This window comes from Paraburkholderia phymatum, assembly GCF_040965635.1.
Taxonomy (GTDB): domain Bacteria; phylum Pseudomonadota; class Gammaproteobacteria; order Burkholderiales; family Burkholderiaceae; genus Paraburkholderia; species Paraburkholderia phymatum_B.
The window spans coordinates 331,595-351,953 of sequence record NZ_JBFRCH010000003.1 but is presented as its reverse complement, the minus strand read 5'-3'; the positions used below and the strand labels follow the sequence as shown (position 1 = coordinate 351,953).

At 64.3% G+C, this 20,359-nt stretch carries 11 protein-coding genes; 5 read left to right on the top strand and 6 right to left on the bottom strand.

From position 1 onward, the window contains the following. The first annotated feature begins 43 nt into the window (after positions 1–43). Together AB4Y32_RS08155 and AB4Y32_RS08150 are read left to right on the top strand one after the other, a co-directional pair. On the top strand, positions 44–499 hold the full coding sequence (locus AB4Y32_RS08155) for a lipoprotein (RefSeq protein WP_368720827.1): 456 nt from the start codon (positions 44–46) through the stop codon (positions 497–499). A gap of 782 nt (positions 500–1,281) precedes the next feature. Next, positions 1,282–2,532 (top strand): phosphatidylserine decarboxylase family protein, encoded by a 1,251-nt coding sequence (locus AB4Y32_RS08150; RefSeq protein ID WP_368720826.1) that lies wholly within the window; start codon positions 1,282–1,284, stop codon positions 2,530–2,532. Positions 2,533–2,648: 116 nt separating this feature from the next. On the opposite strand, the gene AB4Y32_RS08145 is transcribed toward AB4Y32_RS08150, so the two are convergent. The 4 genes from AB4Y32_RS08145 to AB4Y32_RS08130 all read right to left on the bottom strand — a co-directional run bounded on the left by AB4Y32_RS08145 (position 2,649) and on the right by AB4Y32_RS08130 (position 8,808). Continuing rightward, positions 2,649–2,843: a hypothetical protein gene (locus tag AB4Y32_RS08145; RefSeq protein ID WP_368720825.1), complete on the bottom strand. Its 195-nt coding sequence runs from the start codon at positions 2,841–2,843 to the stop codon at positions 2,649–2,651. 627 nt (positions 2,844–3,470) lie between these two features. Then, positions 3,471–4,667 (bottom strand): amidohydrolase family protein, encoded by a 1,197-nt coding sequence (locus AB4Y32_RS08140; RefSeq protein WP_368720824.1) that lies wholly within the window; start codon positions 4,665–4,667, stop codon positions 3,471–3,473. Positions 4,668–4,829: 162 nt separating this feature from the next. Continuing rightward, positions 4,830–6,515 carry a murein transglycosylase A gene (gene mltA / locus AB4Y32_RS08135; protein ID WP_439899760.1) on the bottom strand — a complete coding sequence of 562 codons (1,686 nt, stop codon included), beginning with the start codon at positions 6,513–6,515 and terminating at the stop codon, positions 4,830–4,832. 241 nt (positions 6,516–6,756) lie between these two features. Further along, positions 6,757–8,808 carry a protein kinase domain-containing protein gene (locus tag AB4Y32_RS08130; RefSeq protein WP_368720822.1) on the bottom strand — a complete coding sequence of 684 codons (2,052 nt, stop codon included), beginning with the start codon at positions 8,806–8,808 and terminating at the stop codon, positions 6,757–6,759. Between the two features lie 273 nt (positions 8,809–9,081). On the opposite strand from AB4Y32_RS08130, the gene AB4Y32_RS08125 reads away from it, so the two are divergent. From AB4Y32_RS08125 to AB4Y32_RS08115, 3 genes are read left to right on the top strand one after another with little or no spacing between them, the layout of a single operon-like run. After that, complete coding sequence (locus AB4Y32_RS08125) at positions 9,082–11,352, top strand: CHAT domain-containing protein (protein WP_368720821.1); 2,271 nt, start codon at positions 9,082–9,084, stop codon at positions 11,350–11,352. Positions 11,353–11,360: 8 nt separating this feature from the next. Then, a complete protein-coding gene (locus tag AB4Y32_RS08120) occupies positions 11,361–13,040 on the top strand; it encodes a ShlB/FhaC/HecB family hemolysin secretion/activation protein (RefSeq protein ID WP_368720820.1) in 1,680 nt (559 codons plus the stop codon). Positions 13,041–13,064: 24 nt separating this feature from the next. Next, on the top strand, positions 13,065–18,107 hold the full coding sequence (locus AB4Y32_RS08115) for a two-partner secretion domain-containing protein (protein WP_368720819.1): 5,043 nt from the start codon (positions 13,065–13,067) through the stop codon (positions 18,105–18,107). A 55-nt stretch (positions 18,108–18,162) separates the two neighbouring features. Here the strand turns inward: AB4Y32_RS08115 and AB4Y32_RS08110 are convergent, their stop codons facing one another. Both AB4Y32_RS08110 and AB4Y32_RS08105 read right to left on the bottom strand, forming a co-directional pair. Next, entirely contained in the window at positions 18,163–18,960 is a 798-nt protein-coding gene (locus AB4Y32_RS08110; RefSeq protein WP_368720818.1) for a PP2C family serine/threonine-protein phosphatase, read from the bottom strand. Continuing rightward, positions 18,936–19,667: a hypothetical protein gene (locus AB4Y32_RS08105; RefSeq protein ID WP_368720817.1), complete on the bottom strand. Its 732-nt coding sequence runs from the start codon at positions 19,665–19,667 to the stop codon at positions 18,936–18,938. Before AB4Y32_RS08105 ends, AB4Y32_RS08110 begins: the two co-directional genes overlap by 25 nt. Between the last annotated feature and the right edge of the window lie 692 nt (positions 19,668–20,359).

Sequence of the window (20,359 nt, the reverse complement as noted above, 5' to 3'; positions counted from 1 at the left end):
GGCTATAATCGCGCTCGAATGTGACCTGAGAAGACTTACACACGTGAAAAAAATCACCGCCTTCGCGCTCATCGCGCTTGCACTCGCTGCTTGCTCGTCCCCGGAAAAGCAGGCGAAGCAGGCCCAGGAGTTCATCCATAACGAGACCAGCCTCGCCGCCGCCCAGCGCGATGCAGTGATCGACTGCGCACGGGCGCAGTGCGACGCGGCCTGGGCAGCGACGAAGCGCTACATCCAGCAGCATTCCGACACGCCCGTGACCCGCGCGGACGCCGTCGCAATCGAAACCGACGTGCCCTACGATTCAGGCAAGGCCGCGTTCTCCGCGACGCGCGTCGCGACAGGCGATGGCGCGACGCTCACGCTCTTTGCGCAATGCCGTGGAATGTACGGGCCGGACAGGGCGAAGGGCGGAGACTACGACGAGTGCGCCGAAAAGATCCTCAAGACGCAGAACGGCTACGTGGCGTTTCTCAGGACACATGCGTCGGGTCAGTAAGCCGTCATCGTCGCACCTGTCATCACGTTCTTACGCGGCTTCGGCATGGGCCTTTTCCGGGCGGCCGTCTCTTTCGCACGCAGACGGTACTGGTCGGCACGTTCTGCTACCGGTTGCGCGACGTGCTGTTAACGGCATCGGCGCACATCACGGTCAGGCCTTATCCGCAGTGCAGAATGTTGTTAACGACATATTGAGTCGATGTCGGGACCATGAAATCGGATAGCGTCGGCAATGCCGGGATGACCGAGGCGTCCGATAGGCATCTGTTACGTACAGCTTCGCCATATTGGATTTACGCGCGATCGTGTGTACGCTGATATCAGCAGATCGGCACCCTCGCTGCTCTGTGGCGGCGGACGGAGAGAGCCCTCCGTGCCCGCCCATGACGGCGGCCAACGTTGACCAGGCGTTGGCCGCCGATTTTTATGGTCATTCGCTCGCGGTGGCGTGCGGGCGGGCGGTTTCTTGGCGCCGCAAATCGTTCCGCTTGCCGTGAAGTCATGTGCGTTGGACCACGAAGAACGGTCCGGGTCCAAAAACGATATATACCGTTTCGCCGCCCCGATTCCACAACCGGCAATACCGTTCATGCGCCGCTCGATCCTCGATCAGCAATAGGCACATGCTCGTCATCCGAAAAAAATACATAGCTATCCTGTCTACAGGAAGAGCTTTCCGCCCGACGCAATCCCCATTGAACTGGGCACGCTCGATGCTAACGCTACGCGAACGCGTTCCGCGCGACTTCGTGCAACGATCGAGACAAGGAGCATGTGCCCATGAATGGCGGCAACCAAGGACCACTCATCGAGCGGCGCAGACTGGGCGGCTGGATGCCCGGGAAGGAACAGACGGCCGCGGCGTTCCGGCAAGACCTCGCGGCGAAGGCGCGCGAACGCGCATCGCGGATGCCGCTTTCGAGCGTCGTGCGCGATCTTGCGCAACTCGTTCACGGCGACCCGGTGCTGCGGATGAACGTCTCGCGCGCAATCGGCGAGGCGCTGGAAGCCGGCTATGAACCGGGCTACCGCTCGATCGACGAACTGTTCCCGATCATCGATTACATCACGACGTATGTGCCGCCCTTCAGCGAGACGGCGCCCGTGATGACGCCGCTCAACGCAGTGCTCGACTGGCTCATGTGCATGCCTTCCGGCTATGCGGTGTTTCGCGATCCCGCGTTCAATGCGCAGCTTCGACGCGTGCTGACGTACTGGTGCAGTTTCCTCTCGGGCCCGCACTCGTGCTTGCATCTGAACGCGAACGAACCGGATGGCTGGTTCTGCGAGAAGGCGCAGCAGAAGATGGGACTTTCGCAGTTTGTCTGCTCGCCGGGCACGCCATACTGGGGCTTTACATCGTGGAACGACTTTTTTACCCGGCGCTTTCGCGACGGCATGCGCCCCGTCGCCGAGCCGGACAATCACAAGATCATCGTGAGCGCGTGCGAAGCATCGCCTTTCAATGTGCGCACGGACATCAAGGAAACCGACGAATTCTGGATCAAGGAGCAGCCGTATTCGCTGCGCGACATGCTCACGGAAAGCGAGCGCGAACTGGCGCGGCGCTTCGTCGGCGGCTCGATCTACCAGGGATATCTGAGCGCATTCAACTATCACCGCTGGCATGCGCCCGTCGCCGGGCGCGTGGTCAAGGCATACAACGTCGACGGCACTTACTACTCGGATGCGGAGGCGGAAGGTGAGGACCCGGGCGGGCTCAACGATTCGCAAGGCTACACGACAGCGGTAGCGGCGCGCGCCATCATCGTGATCGACGCCGACGACGCTTCGATTGGCGAGACGGCATGCGTGTTCGTCGGCATGGCCGAGGTTTCGTCGTGCCAGGTGACGATACGGCCGGGACAACGTGTCGCCAAAGGCGATGAGCTTGGCTTCTTCCAGTATGGCGGCAGCACCTTCTGCCTGTTGTTTCGCGCGGGCGTCATCGAGACGTTTTGCCCGAAGCCCCCGTACCACGACGACGTGCCGCCACTGCATGTGAATGCGCATCTGGCGACGGCGCGCTAGCGTGGCCCGTTCGCCGAAGGCACGGCTGCCTTCTCGACGTGCCCACGCGACGAAGGGCATTCGATCGTCGTCGCGTCATCGACGCGAGCGGCTATCGGTGATCGATCTATGGGCGATCAATCGTCATCCCATTGGCCGTGATGTCCATGGCCTCTGTGCCAGCCGTTGCCATGCCACTGGCCATAGCCGTAGACGGGTGGCGCCTGATAGATGACGGGCGGTGGCGCCGACTGGTAAGTACCCTGCGGGCCATAGGTGCCGGGAGGGCCGTAGTAGGGCTGGTTGATAACCGACGGTGGAGGGGTAGCCACCGGCCCCGGAACACCGAGACCCTGATAGACACCTACGTTCCCCTGAGCAGAAGCCGACACGGGTGTACAGACGGCCACTGCGGCTGCAAAAAGCAGAGAGATCGAGTACTTCATGATCAACTTCCTTTTGGCGCGCAAGTTCGGCAAAACGCAACTGTAAGGCAATGGTTTACAGAATAGTCGCGGTCGCTGCGGGTAAGTGAAACCGATGCCGCTCAACTTGTAACGTTGAGTAACTCGGCAGCGACTCGCGTCGACACGCCGCGCGTGGTTGCGATCAGGGTCCGAAGAACGTGTCGCAGAAATGGCCCGGCACATGGCATGCGGCGGCCTGGGACGCTGGCGGGACAGCGCTGGGTGACATCGATGTCGAGCAGGCCGACATCACGAATAAAGCTGCCGCGTAAATGCCTGCGCGCGCGCTGGTTCGGCATCGCGCCGCGCGATATGTAACGGGACGGGCTGGCAACGCCTGCTTGCGCGAAAACATAGTGGATGTGAAGTGTCGGTGTTGCGCAATCGCTGCTGGAGGCTCTCACACATTTAGTTCGCGCGACGCTTCAAACGTTCAAATGCGGGGTCAGGCCAACATTCAGTCCAACACCTGGCCCGAGGAACCCGATTCGCTCACAACGCATCGATCAGTTCGCCATCGCGCGCGACGATGCATCCGTTGGCAACGACGAGCTTGCGCTTCGGCCGGGACACCACGGCATGCGCGACGGTTTCCGCGTCGACCAGCACGAGGTCCGCGCGTGCGCCGACGCACAAACCATAATCGGCGAAACCGCATCCTCGCGCGGCCGCATCGCTGACGCAGTCGAACGCGATCGCGAGGTGATCGTCGCGGCGCAAGTCGTAACGCAAGCCGATCAGCATCGCACGTTCGAGCATATCGGGCACGCCATACGGCGACCACGTGTCGCGTATGCCATCGTTGCCGCCGAACATCGTGATGCCTTTGTCCCTGCAAGTCATCAGCGGCGGAACAGGGACGGAAGCGGGCGCGCTCGTGACAATGGCCACGCGCAGATGTGCGATCCGCTCGAGCAGCGCGTCGCGTTCGCGCTCCGGCAACGCGTCAAGGCAGAACGCGTGACTCACGACGACCTGTCCCTGCATGCCCATCGCCTCGACGCGATCGAGCAGCAGCTTCAGCGTGAATGCGCCGACTGCGCCGGGTTCGTGCAGGTGAATATCGATCGGCTTGCGATAGCGTTGCGCCAGGTCGAAAGTCGCGTTCAGCGATGCAACGGGATCGCCGTCGATCAACGCCGGGTCGAGCGCGCCGAGCACATCGGCGCCTTCTGCAAGCGCGCTGCCGAGCAGCTCCGTTGTGCCGGGACGGACCAGCATGCCCGACTGCGGAAACGCGACGATCTGCATGTCCAGCACTTCACGCATCGTCTGCCGCGTGGCCAGCACGCCTTCGAGGTAGCGCAGACCCGCATCGGTATCGATATCGACATGCGTGCGCAAGCGCGTCGTCCCGGCCTGCACGAAGGCGCGCGACAGCGCAAGCGACTGCGCGGCCGCATCGTGGCCTGACGTCTTGCGCCATTCGCGTTCGTTGTCGATGCGGTCGATGAGCCGAGGCCCGACCTCGTTGCGATACCACGGCCGGCCCCAGTTGCTCTTGTCGACATGCGTATGCCCTTCGACGAAGCCCGGCAACAGCAACACGCCGCCCCCGTCTTCGACAGGCACGCCGGGTCGCGCAGCAGCTTGCGGGCCGAGCGCCTCGATACGGCCATCGGCCACCGATACGGAAACACGCTGGCCATCGGCCAGTCGAACGTTGGAGAGATGAAGAGAGCGGGTCATGTGCGTCATGCCGATTCGACGGAGTTGATGATGCGAGGACGCGGCGTGCGTTGAGCGGCGTCGATAACCATGAAGACTACCGCATCGGCGAATCGCTTGACGAGGCCGGTATCAATGAGCGTGAAGACGAAGAGCGCATTCGGTAAGTGATTGCCGTCGCGCTCACGGTGCATCGTCGACGCACAGATCGGGATCGCTTACGAGGCAATCCGCACTCGATGCCGCCGGCGCGCCGCCTCGCGTTTTCATCGTCGCCTCCTGCGCGGCGATATGCAGCCCTTTCGGCAAGAGCACCCACATGCGAATGCGTTCTTTGGTCCGGCTCGCCTGCGCCTGTGCGTTCTGACCAAAGCCGTAGAAGTAGTCCGCTCTCACCGCACCCTGGATTGCGCCGCCTGAGTCTTGCGCCATCATCAACCGGTCGATGGCGCCGGGCGTCTGCGGATCGTCCTGCGTCGACACGAACACGGGCGCGCCGAGCGGCGTCGTGCGTGGATCGACGGCAACCGAGCGACCCGCCGACAAGGGCACACCGAGCGCGCCAAGCGGTCCGTCGGGCGAATCGGGGATGCGCCGGAAGAAGACGTAGCTGGGGTCCGAGATCGCGAACACGCGCTTGACGGACGCGGTTGCCGCTCCCGACGCTGCTGTCTTTGCTGCCGATGTCGCTGCATTACCCGGCTTCGAAGCAGCAGCACTGATAGCCGGCGTAACAGAGCCACCGCTTTGCGGCGTCGCTGCCGCGAGCTTGAAACCGCGCAGCAGCGGCGACGCGGGTTCGTCGTCGTCCTGCGCGCGCGCCGATGTCGAAGTCACATCACCCGTTGCATCGCCCGGTGTTCGAGCATCAGCGGTGCTGATTGCGCCCGTCGAAGTTTCATCGACGACATCGATCTCCACGTCCATTCCGCGGACGGTAATCCGCTGTCCGCTGCCGCCGCCCGCACGCGCGACAGGCGGCACGAACGGGCGGCCGTTCTGCTCGGCATAAGCGAAACGGCGGACGGTGCCATCGGGCATGCGCACTTTCCCCGCGCCTTGTACCTGCATCGAGTAGAGCATCGCCGGGTCGTCGACGTACGCGAGAATCGGCGCCTTGAGCGCGCCGCGCTCGATTTCGGCGCGCGTGTAGTACGGCACGATGCGCTCGCGATCGAGCCGCAGACGGATTTTCTTGTCGCGTATGTCGGGCACGCTGTCGCGCAGATCGAGCACGTAGACACCCTTGACGCCGCTCGCCGCACTATCGGTAACGGGAACGACCGTGCGCCCTTCGATGCGAGCCGCGCTCACGGCCCCGCGTGCGCGCTCCGGCAGACGCCGCACGTCGAGGTACAGCATGTCGTCGGGCGTGCCGTAGACCGGGTAGAGAAAGGCGCCGCCGTATTGCGGGCTGCCGTTCAAAAGCGGCTCGTAGTAGCCGGTCAGCGTGCCTTCGCCGCTCTTGTCCGTATTGCGGATCTGATAGGCGTTGAAGTACGTCTCGAAGAAAATCCGGATCGCGGCGACGTTGCGCGCATCCACCGAGCGCGACGCGATGCACGGCGCCGACCATCCTGCGCGCGAGCCGAGCACCGCGCAACTGCGTTTGAACGCATCCCACGAATTGCCGAGATTGTCGGTGCTCCAGCCGGGCAAGTCGGCGAACCGGGTCGGCGCGTAGTAAGCGTGACGCGTGGAGAAGGCGGCGCTCGTGCTCGCGTTTGCGCTTGCCGCAGACGTGTCGGGTGCCGTCGGCATCGTGTCTGACGGGGCGGGCGTGGCCGGGGCAGCAACGCTCGCGTGCGGCGTTGCATCGGGCTTCGTGGAAGATGCGCGTGCGGCAGGCGAGAGCGACGTAACCTGCACTGATGACTCAGGCAATGACTGAGCCGAAGATTGCACCGATGGCTGAACCGATGACTGAGCCGATGGCTGAACCGATGACTGCGCCGATGACTGAACCGATGACTGCGCCGCAGCGCCGAACGTCATTGACGTGGCCGGCTGGTTGCTGGCACAACCGGCGCACACTGCCGCCACACCGAGCATCGCATACAGGCTGTGCATGCCACCTCCTTCCCGCGCTCGCGGACGTTCGCGTGGTCCGCTACGTCGACGGGCCGACGACGTCGATCGTGAAAGTTGCCGCGCCGAATGTGTCTGGACAGTCGGTCGCGCTGGCCGCGCAACGCGGCTGGCCGGCGAATGGCGAGTAGCTGGCAGTGCGGCGCGCGGCTGCCGCCCGCTGGGCCTGCTCGGGGAATTCGGCGAAGACGGATTCGCCGTGCAGGCCGCCGCCGGAGAAGTCTCGCTGCGTCGGCGACACCAGCACGAGAAAGCGATTCGGGCCCGCCGGGGCGCCCGCCGTCATCGGCCAACTCGCGCGCGGCAGTGAGATCGCCTGGCCGGCCGCGATCGTGTTGTTCTTGTCGAGGCCGTTCGGAAACAGCATCAGATATTGCCCGGCTGGGTCGACCATGAACACGTACACATAGCCCGCCCGATTGCTGCTGATCCTGAATTGCAGACGATCCTTGTTGATCCGCGCCGAGCTGTTGCGTGATGACGCCGTGACGCGAATCGACGGATCGGAAAGCGCGGCGATCCGCTCGAGTTCGCCGCCGGGCGTATAAGGCGGAAGCGGGGCTGGCGTGGCCTGGGTCGTGATTGGCGCTGCATTGCCGCTTGCATTCGCTGCCGCGTCCGATGTCGACGCCGACGCGGGTGGGCTGGACGCCGCTTGTGCTTGCGTCGGCACCTCTGGCGCAACATGACTGCCGCTTGCCGCACGAGCGATGTCGATACGGCCTGCCGAACCGGCAGTAGCAGCAGAACTGGCAGCGCCCGAAGGCGTCGTCGGTGGTGTGGGACGCAACGCATACCAGCCGCCGAGCGCGGCAAGCCCGACGACGGCAACGGCGCCAACGGCTATCGCCGCAGAACGGCTGCGCTTCGCATGCGGTTGCGCGTCGGCCGCTGAACGTGCTGAAGCAAGCGAACGGGAGGCCGTTCGAGCGCTCTCCTGCGAACGAGCCACAGCAGCCGCGCCTGACTCGCGAGACTCGACAGCGCCGATCGAAGCAGCCGCAGCGACGCGCGGCGCAGCCGAAGCAAGCGCATCGTCGCGCGAGCCGTGCTCGCCGCCCAATGCCAGGCCCAATCCCGACGCAAATGTCTGCACGCTTTGCGGCCGCTCTTCGGGCCGTACCGCGAGCGCGTGATCGATCGTCTGCACGAATGCGGGTGAATAGCGGTCCGCGGCAAGCGTCGTGAGCGGCACATAGCTGTCGCTCATCATGCGTCCCACGGACGGCGGCGGCGTCTTGCCCGCGATCGCGAAGTAGACGACGGCCGCAAGTGCGTAGATGTCGGTCCACGGACCCTGCTTGAGCGTTGGGACTTCCGCATACTGTTCGACGGGCGCATAGCCGGGCTTCAGGATCACCGTCAGCGCCTGCGTCATGTCGCCGATCACGCGTCTTGCCGCGCCGAAGTCGAGCAGCAGTGGCCGGCCGCTGCCCTTGAGCAGCAGGATATTGTCGGGCGCGATGTCGCGGTGGTAGCACTGCGCGGCGTGCATCACGTCCAGCGCGCTGAGAAGCGGTGTCAGCAGCGCGCGCAGCCATGCTTCGTCGGGCGGCGAACTCATCGCGCGAAGCGAGTCGCGCAGGGTCACGCCTTCGTAATACGGCATCACCATATAGGCAGTGCCGTTCGCTTCCCAGAAGCGGTAGACCTTGACGAGCGAATGATGATCGAATTGCGCAAGCAGCCGCGCTTCGTTGACGAAGCTCTTCAGGCCCGCACGAAACGTTTCTTCATGACGTTCGGAGCGCACCGCGACTTCGGCGTTGTTGCCACGCGACGCGAGTGCCGCGGGCATGTACTCCTTGAGCGCGACATTGCGGCCCAGTTGGGTATCGTAAGCGAGGTAGACGATGCCGAAGCCGCCTTCGCCAATCAACCCCTTGATCTCGAACTCGGCGACGCGCGTGCCGATCGCCAGCGCGTGATGCGAGTCGATGCTCGCGGCCGATGACGTCGCAGGACGGCTGTCGGACGCGGGCGCTTGCGACACGATTACCGTCTTGTCGTCGGGACTTGTCATCGGGTCGGGATGCTCATGTGAGTCCAGCCGCGCGGCGCTGCGAACACGCATGCGCCATCCTCACGCACACGCGCGTGTACTTACAAGACGAATCACGCGACCGATTTTGAAGGCGCGCGCGAGGCCTTTCCGTCGAGCCCACCTGTATCGCGAGATGCCGCTGCGCATCCTGCATGCCCGTCGCTTTCAAAATAGCGAGCCCTGATTCGTCTAGTTCTGTGTAGTTCGAGGTCTCCGCGCGGCGCTCACTTCGCTTGCCTGCGCTCCCAGTCACAACGGCTCTCCAGTCAGTCGCGTCCCAGGACCGTCCCGTAGGAAGGCGATGTGAACGAACTCAGAAGAATCCTTCGATCCTGGAGAGCGCGCAACGCATCGCAAACGGTGCCGGGCGCGACCGCGCACACAGGTTGGTCCGATGCGAAGCCTCACATCGCGCGCTCGCGTGCCGTACGGTTGAGCGAGTGCATCGCTGCGCTTACCGTCTGCGTGACGCTCGTCTTGAGCGCTCCCGCATGCGCTGCCGACGCCGCTGCATCCAGCTCCGCTGCACCAGGCCTCGCGCCCGAATCATCCGGCTTTCGCCAGGCCGCCGAGCGCGAACGCGACGCCGAAACATTGCAGACGCTGACGGCCGAAGGGCGCTTGCTGCTGTCGCGCGATCGCGTCACGTTGCCTGCCTACGACTATTGCAGCATGGCGGTATCGGCGGCCGAGCGCGGCGACTTCCGCGACAGCGTCGAGGCGGCCGCCCGCGCGCTGGTGATGGCGCAGCGCACGGACAACGCGGATCTGGCCGCGCTCTCGAAGCGCGACCTTGCCATCGCGTACAGCTACGCGGGCGATCTCGCCGACGCCGGGAAATACGCACAGGAAGCCCTCGCATCGACGCCCAAAGCGCCCGAGCAGGTGTTCGCGCCCGCGAACAAGGTGCTCGGCGATGTCGCGCTGCGTCGCGGCCATCCGCAAGATGCGCTCGCTGCGTACAACCGCGCACTGGAAACGGCGTCGCCGCGCTATCGGCCGCTCGTGCTGCTGTCGATCACGAATGCGCAGATCGCCGCGGGCGATACGGCGGGCGCGCGCAAGACATTCGATTCCGCGAGTCCTCCGCCGACAGCCGAACTCGCGCCCGCGTACCGTCGTATCGAAGGCAATCTGCTGCTCGCGGAAGACAAGCCGGAAGACGCGCGCAACGCGTTCAACGCGCTCCTCAAGGAGAGCAGTTCGGGCGATGCGAACTACGACCGGCTGTGGGCGCACGAGGGCATCGGCCGCGCCGATCTGGTGCTCGGCGAGAAGGGCAGGGCGCGCGAAGCGTATCTGCTCGCCGTCGACGATTCGGAAAAGATCCGCGCGCGTTTTCGCAGCGACGAGTTCAAGACGGGTCTCTTCGGCGACACGCAATCGGTGTTCGAAAAGGCGATCGCGCTGACGGTCGAGGTCGGCGATTATGCGTCGGCATGGAGCCTGTCCGAGCGCAGCCGCGCACGCGCGCTGCTGGATGTCGTGCGCAACCGCGTCGATGCCGGCGTCGACGACCGTCAACTGAACGGCGAAGTGCCCGGGCTCGATGTCGTGCGTAACGCGCTGAAGCCGAACGAGGCGATCGTCGAATATCACAGTCTCGACAAGTCGATCGTCGTCTGGGTGATCCGCAATGAAGGGCTCAAGGGCTATACGCTGCCGATTGCGCGCGCCGACATGGATGCCGCCGTCACCGACATCCGCAACGCGATCGTGCGTCGCCGGCCAACCGCGATCACGTACGGCGACAAGCTCTATGCGCTGCTGATCGCGCCACTCGGGCTGCGCGAGAACGAACGGCTGATCATCGTTCCGCACGGCGCGCTTCACTATCTGCCGTTTCAGGCGCTGCACGGCCCCGACGGCTTTCTGATCCAGCGCCATCCTGTCGCGCTCGAACCGTCGGCAAGCGTCGCGGTTCAACTCGAAGCACGCGAGCGGCAAGTCGCGAGCAATCTCGTCGCGTTCGGCAATCCAACCATTGCTCCCGCGTATGCGCTGCCTGGCGCCGAAGCCGAAGTGCGCGGCATCGCGCCGCTCTTTGCGCGCAATGAAGTATTCCTGCAAGCGAGCGCAACGCGCGTGAGCTTTCGCGACAACGCGCCCGCCGGACGCGTTCTGCATGTGGCCACGCACGCCGAGGCGGACACGATCGACCCGCTGCATTCGCGCATCCTGCTCGCGCCCGCGACGCAGCCCGCCGACGGACCCGACTCGCTGCTCGCGAAGGACATCTATAACCTCAAGCTCAACAACGTATCGCTCGTCACGCTGTCGGCGTGCGAGACGGGACTGGGCCGGATCGCGCGCGGCGACGAAATACTCGGCTTCACGCGCGCGTTCTTCTATGCGGGCGCGAGCAGCCTGATCGTGTCGATGTGGCCCGTGGCCGACGAATCGAGTGCGCTGACGATGCGCACGTTCTACTCGCAACTCGCTGACGGCCATGAAGCGATCGACGCGATGCGGACGGCGCAACTCACGGTCATGCAGAATCCGCGCTTTGCGCATCCGTTCTTCTGGGCACCGTTCGACCTGATGGGAGGTTGGCGCCTGAGCATCGCGCGCTAAGAACAATAATGAAGACACCACTTCGACTGATCGCCGCGGCATTGGCGTGCAGCGGAACATTCGCGTGGGGCCAGACGCTGCCGAACGCGGGCAGCATTCTCCAGCAGACCGCGCCGCGCGAGACGCGCCCTTCGCCACCCGGCGGCGGAGAAGCGCTGCCCGCGGTGCCGCCGCCGACGACGCCTCCCGCCGCCGCGCCCGGTCCGACGTTCACGCTCAAAGGCATCAAGTTCAAGGGCAACGATACGATCCCCACCGACGAGCTGCTTGCGCCCGTGCGCGACCAGATCGGCAGGCAGATCGGCTTCGCGGATCTCGAAGCGATCGCGGCCAGGGTCACGCAGGTGTATCGCGCGCGCGGCTACCTGCTGGCTCAGGTCGTGATTCCGCAGCAGGACGTGAGCGCGGGGACGGTCGAGTTCACCGTGCTCGAAGGGCGCGTAGGCCATGTGCGGCTCGATATCGCGGCGGGCACGCCGATCCGCGAAAGCCTGATACGCGAGCGCGTCGCGCAGATCCCCATCGGCCAGCCGTTGCAGCAGCACGATATCGAACGCACGATGCTGCTGCTGTCCGACTTGCCGGGCATCCAGGTGACGTCGGCGATCGAGACGGGCGAGGAGCCGGGCACGGTCGATCTGAGCATCAGCGTCTCGCCCGCCAAACGCTGGACCTTCGCTGTCGACGTTGACAACTACGGCGCGCCGGAAAGCGGAACGTGGCGCCTGGGCGCACTGGCGCGGCTCAACTCGCCCTTCATGATCGGCGACAACCTGGACTTGCGCCTCCTCGGCAGCGAACGGCTCGATACCGTCTATGGCCGCGTCGGCTACGAGGCCCCTGTCAATGCGTATGGCACGCGCGTCGGCGTCGCGGTGTCGCGGCTCAACTACGCGCTCGGCAAGGAGTTCGCGTCGCTCGACGCGCAGGGTGAGGCGACCGTCGTCGACCTGACGCTCACGCATCCGCTCGTGCGCACCCGCAGCCAGAACCTGCTTGCACGCATCAACCTCGAGTATCGCGATCTGATCGACAACGTGGGCGTCGTCGATTCGCACAATCCGCGTTCGCTGTTCGAAGGCAGCGTTGGCCTGAGCTACGAAAGCCGCGATACGTTGCTCGGCGGAGGCTTCAACAGCGCAGACGTTGAGCTGCTGATCGGCAGCGTTCACTTCAGGAACGCGCAGGCCGAGGAAATCGATGCGTCGGCGTTTGGCCGCAACACGCAAGGCAACGAAATGCGCGCCACGTTCTTCGCGAACCGGCTGAATGCGGTGACGGAGCGCGTCAGCATGTTCGCCGGCATATCCGGCCAGTGGGCGGCCACGACACTCGACAACTCGTCGCGCTTCCTGCTCGGCGGGCCGCACGCGGTGCGCGCCTATTCGCCGTCCGAGGCGCTCGTCGACGAAGGGTTCGTCGCGACCGTCGAAGGGCGTTACGCGATCACGTCGAAAGCCACGGTGTTCGGCTTCTTCGATTTCGGCACCGGCTGGTACAACGCGAACGCGCGGCCGAACCAGGGGGCCAACGTGATCACGAGAAGCGGCGTCGGCCTTGGCGCGTTCTGGTTGGCGCCGGGCGGCATCGCGGTGCAGGGCACGATCGCGTGGCGCACGACGGGCTCCGATACGACAGGCAACGACAAGGTGCCGCGCTTTTATGTGCAGTTGACGAAGACGTTCTAGTGGGCCATCGGCCTGAGGTGTGCGATGAACAAGCCCTGTAGTGTGCGGCCGGGTATGCGATCGGGTGTGCGGCTGGGTGTGGGTCCGGTTGTGGGTTCGGGTGTGGGTCCGCTACGCGCCGGCACGATCGCCAGCGCGGTGACTGCGTTGTTTGCGGCGTCGTGCGGTCCGATGGCGCTCGCGAATCCGACGGGCGCGCAGGTGGTGTCGGGAACGGTGAGCGTCGCGGTGCCGAGCGCGGGGCAAATGAACATCACGCAATCGTCGCCGAAGGCGATCGTCAACTGGAACACATTTTCGATCGGCGCGAGCGAGGGCGTGAAGATCGTCCAGCCGTCGGCGAGCGCGGCATTGCTCAACCGCGTGATGGGCAACGATCCGAGCGTGATCGCGGGACGCCTGCAGGCAAACGGCAAGGTGTTCCTCGTCAATCCCGCCGGCGTGATCTTTGCGCCCGGCTCGTCGGTGAACGTCGGCTCACTGGTCGCGTCGACGCTCAACATCTCGAACGCCGATTTCCTTGCGGGCAACTACCGCTTTGTCGGCGCATCGGCGGCGCCCGTCAGCAACGCCGGCACGCTCACGGCCGGATCGGGGGGCACGATTGCGCTGCTCGGCGGGACCGTCAGCAATACGGGCACGGTGAGCGCGCGTCTCGGCACGGTCGCGCTCGGCGCGGGTAGCGACATCACCGTGGACTTCGCCGGCGACGGCTTGACCACACTGAAGATCAACGAAGGCGCGGCGCGCGCGCTGATCGGCAACACCGGGACGCTCGCGGCCGACGGCGGCACCGTGATCATGAGCGCGCAGACCGCCGATGCGCTCGCCGGCACCGTGATCAACCAGCAGGGGATCGTGCGCGCGCAGAGCCTTGCCGAGCGCAATGGACACATCGTGCTCGACGGCGGCACGAACGGCGTCGTGACGGCGGGCGGGACGCTCGATGCAACGGGCGGCGCGGGCCTGACGGGTGGCCGCGTGGACGTGACGGGTTATGACGTCGCGTTGCCCGACGGCGCGCGTGTCGATGCAAGCGGCGCGGCGGGCGGCGGCACGGTGCGCTTCGGCGGTGGCGCGGCGGGCGGCGATGCCGACATGCGCAACGCGAACGCAATCTGGATGTCGCCGAACGCGAGCATTCATGCCGACGCATCGCTAAACGGCAACGGCGGCCATATCGTTGCGTACAGCGCGACGGCGAGCCGCATTTACGGCACGCTATCGGCGAAGGGCGGCGCACAGGGCGGCAACGGCGGACTGATCGAGACGTCGGGCCATTATCTCGACACAGCCGGTGTGAAGATCGACGCGTCGGCGGTCAGAGGGAAGGCTGGGACGTGGCTGCTCGATCCGTTCGATGTATTCATCGAACCGGACCCGATCGGACTTGCTGCTATCACGGCGGCTGCCGCGCCGGGCAGCACGACGACGTTCGCGGCGGCGGGCGACAACAGCGTCGTGTTCCGTTCCGACATCGAAACGCCGCTTGGCAACGGCACGTCGGTGACGATCACGACGGGAACGGGCGGCGCACAGGCGGGCAATATTTCCATCGAGACCCCGATCACGAAGACGGCGATATCGCCGGCGGGCAACAACGCGACGACGCTCAAGTTCAGCGCGGCCGGCTCGATTACGGATAACGGACAGAGCATTACGTCGCAGGCGGGCTCGCTGAATCTCGTGTTCGATGCGAACGTGGGTGGCGCGACGCCCGCGAATTCGGTGAACCTCACCAACGTCGTAATCGATACCAACGGCGGATCGCTGACGATCGGCGACACCGGGCAGAGCGCGGTGAGCATCAACAACTCGACGGTGCATACGGAAGCGGGTGCGATCCATATCACCGGCGCGGCGCAACCGGAAATCCACGGCGTCGCGATCGGCTATTCGCTGCTCGCCACGACGAGCGGCAACGTGACGCTCGTTGGTTCGAGCACGTTCGGCAATGGCATCGACATGCAGCAGAGCGCGATCGAGACCGCGAGCGGTGCGATTTCGCTGAGCGGCAGCGGCAGCGCGGGCCTGTTCGGCGGCACCGCTTTCGGCGTGAACATCTCGGGCGGACCATACGCGCAGCTCAATCCGGACGGATCGACGACGCTGATCCCGAACATCGACGTGACGGGCAGCGGCACGGTCGCGATCAACGGTGTCATCACGGGTAGCACGAGCGGCTCCGGCGTGAACCTCAACAACGCGCAAGTCGCTGCGGCGACAGGCAATGTCGCGTTGACGGGTTCCGCAGACGTCACCAATCAGGGCGCGGGCGTGACGTTGCAGAACGCGACGATCAGCACGACGGGCGCAGGCGTATCGATCAGGGGTTCGGCGTCTGCCAGTCAGGCCGTCGCGATCGGGTATGCGGCGACGGGCCTTGCGTCGGGTGTGGCGCTCGGCTATGCGCTCGTCAGCACGGGCGACGGCAATATCAGCGTGACGGGCTCGTCGAGCATGACCGGCTTGTCGACGTTGGCTGGTGCGGGCGTCGACATCGTGCAAAGCGCGCTTCACACGACGGGGCAAGGCTCGATCGCCGTGACGGGTGCTGCGAGCAGTACGGCCACCGGGCCTGCGACGGGCGTGATCGTCAACGGCAATTTCACCAGTCAGTCGCCGCCGGGCACCACGCCTGTTTTTTCGGCGACGGGCGCGGGCGCGATTTCCGTCAGCGGCAGCGCGCAAGCGACGGCGGGCACGGGCATCAGCGTGAACAATGCGATGTTCGCGGCCGCGTCGGGCGCGATCGGCGTCGCGGGCACGGCGACCGTGAGCCGCGCGGCTCAAGGCGTTCATCTGGAGAATACGCGGATCAGCGACGGCGCAGGCAACGTGACCATCAGCGGCACTGCGAATGTCCCGCTCGACGGCAGCGGCGTCGTGCTTGTCAATACATCGGCGAGCACCACGAGCGGCAGCGTCTCGGTGAACGGCACTGTCACCGGGGCTACGACATTCGCTATGGGCGTCAGCGCGTTCGAGGGATTCCTGATCACCAACCCCGACACCACCGTTACGCAATTGCCGCTGATCATCACAGGCAGCGGCAACATCGTCGTCGCGGGCAGCGCGCCTGCGACGACGTCGGGCAGCATCGCGTTCGACCTGAACAACGGATCGATATCGTCGACGAGCGGCTCGATCTCGCTGTCGGGCAGGACCACGGGCACCCCCGCGACGAACCTTGCGTCGACGGGCGTGGTGCTCGAAAGCCAGACTGAATCGGCTGTGCCGACGCCTTCGACCATCACGACGGGCAGCGGCCAGTTGAGCATCGACGGCAGTGGCTCCGGCGCGAACGCACAAGGCGTGCTGATCGCCGACGGCACGCAGATCGTGTCGAACAACGGCGGTGCAATCGATATTCGCGGCGTCGTGAGCAGCCCGACGACCGCCGCGAACGGCGGCAACGTGCAGTTCGACTACGGCACGCTGATCCTGAACGGCAGCGTGACTTCGACGAAGCCGGGCAGCACGATCTCGCTCGCCGGCTCGACCAGCACGTCGGATGCGGGTCTCGCGTTCGGCGCGGTGCCCATGCCGCAATTCATGAGTTCGTTCGCGGTGTCGAGCTTCTTCCATGCGGCAGGCCCCGTGTCGATCAACGGCGCACCGGGCGGCTCGGTCGTGCTGCGCGCCGCGAACGACAACACGTCGCAAAGCATCTTGAGCCGCAACGCGAGCATCACGGGCGGCGCGGGCGTGCTTTCGATACTGCCGGCCAGCGTCGATTCCTCGACGTTCGCGTTTACGCCGCAGAACGCGACGCCGATCACGCTGTTCGGCACGAGCGGCGGCATGAGCATCGACGCGCAGACGTTCGCGAGCTTCACAAACTTCCAGACGCTGACGCTCGGCTCCGACACGCAGACTGGCCTCATCACCGTGAACGGCGTGTGCGGCCCGGCGAGCGGCTCGTGCCTGCTCGTGAAGCCTGGTCTGAACATGAACCTCACGTTGTCGAATCCGGGCGCGGGCAGTCAGGGGATTCAACTGCCGTTCGGATTGTCGCTCGGCGCGGGACATACGTTGTCGCTTGTATCGGCGGGCGCCGTGACCGACCCGGGCGGCATCCAGGCAGCGAATCTGCTGCTGTCCGGCCCCGGCTCGTTCACGCTGACCGATCCGCAGAATGATGTCGGCGTGCTTGCGCTCGTCAACGCGGGCAATGTGAGCTTTGTCGATTCGCATGGCTTTGCGATTGGTCCCGTCACAAGCCAGTCATACAACGCGAGCTCGGGCACGTTGACCGCAATCGACGGCACGAATTCGACGCTGACGGGCAACCTGGTTGCGCAGGCCGCGACGGGCAATGTCGCGCTCGATACCAGTCTGACCTCGGGCGGCACCGTCGACCTCGTGATGGAGAACGGCGTATTCACGGCGGGCAGTACGGGCGCGCTGAGCGCCTCGAATGGCTGGCGGATCTGGGCGGCCACATGGAACCAGGAAGTACGTGGAAACGTGCAGCCTGATACCGCGCAACCCAACTTCTATGGCTGCATCTTCGGCGCCGGATGCAGTTGGGGCGGCACGGTGCCGACGACGGGCAATCATTACGTGTATGTCGCAAGGCCCACCGTGATCGTCACCGCGAATGGTGCGACGCGCTTCGCCGGCGCGCCCAATCCTGCATTCACGTTCACGGCCAGCGGACTCATCAACGGCGATACGGCAGCAGGCGCGCTGACAGGTTCACTGACGACTGCGGCGAACCAGAATTCGCAGCCGGGCCAATATCCGATCGATCCGAACTTCCTGTCGAACGTCGGGTATGTCGTGAACGAAGCGCCCGGCACGCTGACCGTGATCCGCATGCCGAATCTCGTTGCGCAAGCCGGCTTGCAGTCGTTCTTCAGCAACGAGGAGCAAACCTTCGTCTATGAAAACAACCTGCAAGGGACGAATATCTGCATCGGTTCGAACCAGCCGCTCTTTACGACGGCGGCACCCGGCGACAATCAGGACATACTCGCCGTCGAATGGAAGCGCGTGCGTTCGCAGCCCAATCTGAACAGTTGCATGTTGCTGAACAGTCCGCATGGGTGCGGCGATTTCTAGCAACGTTCGGCGCGCGGCGTAAAGAGATCGACAGCAGACGCTATGCGCGCTGTCATCAAGGCGCGCGGCTCGTCTGCAATATGGTTGCCTGCGTGTCTTCCGCGTCGACGATCCATACTGCCATTGCGCTCTGGTTATCGCGGTTCGCATCCGCCGTTGCGCGCACTTGCGCGGCGAGTGCGTCGAGCCAGGCGTCCGGTGTCGCGGCGTTGTGCAGCGCTTCGCACATGTCGGTTTCGTCGACGTACTCCCACAGCCCATCGCTGCACAGAAGGAACGCGTCGCGATCGAGCAGGCTGAAGGTGCCGGAGGAACCCGTGATGTGCAGATCTCCGCGCTCGCCGAGCGCGGCGAGCAGCACATTGCGGCGCGGATGATGACGCGCTGCGTCGGGGGACAGCAGGCGCGCGTCGACCATTTCCTGAACCATGCTGTGATCGCGCGTCTGCACGCGGACGTTGCCGCCACGGAAGCAATAGAGACGCGAATCGCCGCAATGCGCCCACGCCGCCGTGCGCTGCTCGCAGTCGATCGCGAGCACCACGGCCGTCGAGCGCATGTCTTTGAGCGCAGCGCCGCCGCGCGTCTGTTCTTCGACGATGTTGTCGTTCGCGTGCGCGAGCGCGCTCACGAGACGCTGGCCCGTCGGCGGCAACTCGCCAACGGTCAGATAGCGCAGATCCGCAAGCACCGAATCGACGACGATCGCCGATGCGGTATCGCCGCCGCCATGTCCGCCCGCGCCATCCGCAAGCACGCAGTAATAAAGGCGCTCGCTCGACCAGTCGCCTAGCGAATCTTCATTGCGTTGCCGGCCGCCGCGGTCCGTCAGGCTTGCTGTGACAAGTCGCACAGAAAGCCTCGCTCAGGGGCGGGCTCGGCCGCTGGCGCGTGCGACTGCTCGGCGAGGATGCCGAGCACGAGCAGGATCGCGATCCTGTTATCCGCGACGATGTCGATGCCGAGCGTTTTCGCGACCCACTGACCAATGTTCGTCGCGGCAAAATCGGCGGGCAGCGAGCCTTTTTTCAGCGTGACGCCGAGCTTGCGGGCGCGATAGTGATATGACGCGATCCTGTAGCGCGCGGCAATCTCCGCCAGTCCGCCTTTTTCGTTCGAGAGCCAGCCGAGGCTGCCTGCAAGCAGCAACTGGTCGACTTTGTCGAGTCCGGCGATGAAGCGCGCTGCCGATTCGCGCACAATGCGCTCGTCGAGTCCGTGTTGCAGCAACACCGAGCCGACGGGGTCGCTTTGCACGGCTGCCTGTTGCTCGATCTCGGCCAGCACGTCTTCGTTGTCAAACACGACGTTGCGTTGATGACTGGCATTGCGCAGGCAATCGATCAGATAACGACGGAAATATGCGCACACTGCGTGACCATTAGAAGGCGCGCTATGCAGTGGGAACGCTTCCGGGTGCGCATGCGCGGCTTCGAGGCGGAAAACCTTGAAATAAATGAACTGCGAGATCAACTCTTCCTTGTCTTCGCCTAGCGCCTGTAATTCGAATGGGTAATACGCCTGAAGTGCGCGGCGAACGATTAAATACATTGAAGCCATTTCGTCACGATTCAGACATGTACGGCGCCGCCACAAGTCCGGCAACGCCGCATCGCAAGCACGGTCGACCGCACGTGCGCATTCTATGTGTGTCACACGTCACCCCGCATGATGAGCACAGCGTCATGCTGTGCGGATTCAGTACTCGAAAAGCGTCCGTTCGTTTGAGTCCGGGACGCTGACAACAGTCCGCTACCGCTCAGCGTCGACTAATAGAGGAAACAGATATTCACCGCAATAGTGCGAAAAGTACTGCCTTAGGTATTGCACACGCTGGTACAAAACCAATATGAGGGTTTACCTTATTACGTCCAATCGTGCTTTTTTTCAATTTTGTGAGACTCGAACGTTTACTAGATGGTAATGCCGCCGAGTGACGCGCAAGTTGCGATTGATGCAAAACCACGACCGTATGCGCATCTTGCGTTTTTTTAAGGCGCTTAGAAACGCCATTTTTAATTGAATTTTTGAATCGGCTTTACAAAAGCGAGAGCATCGAACCTGTCCTTTAATTTTAAGGATTGCGTGCTACGCTCGTATCGGTTTTCCGAAGCAGTGACCGCGTTGCGACGTAGCTGTATAAACGCGCCCATACATAAGCAATCCGAATTTATTCAATTGACTATTCAATCCGGGGGAAGTCCAGTTTCGACAGTTAACGTGGCGTGAGTCGTCGCGAAGAGCGAGCACGC